Source organism: Anoxybacteroides voinovskiense (assembly GCF_014196205.1).
GTDB lineage: Bacteria > Bacillota > Bacilli > Bacillales > Anoxybacillaceae > Anoxybacteroides > Anoxybacteroides voinovskiense.
The window spans coordinates 1-1,523 of record NZ_JACIDE010000044.1 but is presented as its reverse complement, the minus strand read 5'-3'; the positions used below and the strand labels follow the sequence as shown (position 1 = coordinate 1,523).

The following is a 1,523-nucleotide window of genomic DNA, read 5'->3' as shown; positions in this document are numbered from 1 at the left end:
TCCTGTGGTATGAGCAATCCATTTTGAAAAACACGCATTTTTCCCAAGAGAGGTGGGAGCCCGTTTTGAAGTACGATGGAACCAGAGGGGAGGACAGCTCCCCAAAAGATAAACAAACAAGGGGTGATGCCAAAGTCCATTTTTTCTGTGGTATGAGCAATTCATTTTGAAAAACACGTATTTTTCCCAAGAGAGAGGGGAGCCCGTTTTGAAGTACGATGGAACTAATCAAACAGGGAGGTACTGAAATATGAATGATGAACGTCAGGTCAACATGAATGAAGAGAAGGATCTTGCACTTGATGATGATCTCCATTTCGGACAGCTCGAATTGGACGAAGGTAGAGCAGAAGATGAAGAAGGTAACGAAAAACAAAAGAATCTACAATCTCACGGAAGTGCGTCTGGCGAAGAAGAATTTGATTTCTCAGCTTTCACACCGTTTAAGACCAAACCTGTCACGCGGACGTCTGAAGCGGGTGTGCTTTCGATTGTATACTCAAAGAAAAATGGAAAGCGCGTTGCAATTTCTCCAGACGTCATTCGAGAGATTGGAAATCCGAAAACTGTCCAGATTGCACGTTCGCCAAAAGCCATTGCGATTTCCGAACATCTTGGCGAGTGGAATGCGAACTATGAGTTGAAAACGGCAGCTGGAAAAAGGATCATTTACTCGTCCGATTTGGTGAGACATTTAGTAGATTACTACAACCTTAACTTCGAAGATCGCACATCTATCACGTTTTCAGATGTATCATACCGGACACACAACGGCAAAAAGGTTGCAATTATTCCAATCAAGTAATTCTTATAGTATGAATATTCATAAGATGACTGGAGGAATGTACATGCATTACGAATTAAAATGGGATACTAATACCCCAACTCGCTTTAATCAACAACAGCTGTTTCTTCATCACCACGTGACCGTTCATGTACAGAAACGCACGCTTAAAACGGATAATCTGTCGGAATTAAATCAGTTGTGTAAGAAACTTGAGAAAAAAACTCCATATGTGCTAACGAAGTTTTATTTTAAAAAGGATTTGCTTGTGATCGAATTTTGGGGGATTGAGCCTTTGTCGTCTTCGCTAACGTTACAAGAGGCGAGTTCCGCTTGGCACCGTATGCAGTTCGCATGCTTCAAAACGTTCCCGATACCCCAGACTGGATGGGAAGTCCGAGTTACATCTTCCATTGGAACGATGCCAAAGTTTTTGGACATGATCGATAAAAAATCGTTACCGCAAAAATTGGAGAATTGGCTGTTACGCCAACAAATGGAATATGACAGTTTTCCTATATATCAACCGAAAGGATGGTAACCGTGAGCAACCAAGTACCAAATGGCAATAACCAAGTACAAAAACAAGCGAAAAAACAAAGCACATCGAACATAAATTATTACGGTAGGGAAAAAGATTGGGCGTTATCGACAAATGGTTTATATCAAAAAATTGAGAATAAGCATGGTGAGAAACAATGGATTCGCATAGCTAATTATACGGAGATACAAAAAATTC

General features: G+C 40.8%; 3 protein-coding genes. All 3 read left to right on the top strand.

What is annotated here, in order from left to right; all coding sequences use genetic code 11:
* Positions 1-250 precede the first annotated feature (250 nt).
* Complete coding sequence (locus GGR02_RS16950; RefSeq protein ID WP_183186114.1) at positions 251-805, top strand: hypothetical protein; 555 nt, start codon at positions 251-253, stop codon at positions 803-805.
* A gap of 43 nt (positions 806-848) precedes the next feature.
* Positions 849-1,325 (top strand): hypothetical protein, encoded by a 477-nt coding sequence (locus tag GGR02_RS16945; RefSeq protein WP_183186113.1) that lies wholly within the window; start codon positions 849-851, stop codon positions 1,323-1,325.
* Between the two features lie 2 nt (positions 1,326-1,327).
* Positions 1,328-1,523: hypothetical protein (locus GGR02_RS16940; protein WP_183186112.1), on the top strand; the 196-nt coding region annotated here is incomplete at its 3' end.

Bases quoted from the DNA above. Each gene is read 5' to 3' on its own strand.
- GGR02_RS16950 (WP_183186114.1), top strand. From the start codon at position 251: ATGAATGATGAACGTCAGGTCAACATGAATGAAGAGAAGGATCTTGCA.
- GGR02_RS16945 (WP_183186113.1), top strand. From the start codon at position 849: ATGCATTACGAATTAAAATGGGATACTAATACCCCAACTCGCTTTAAT.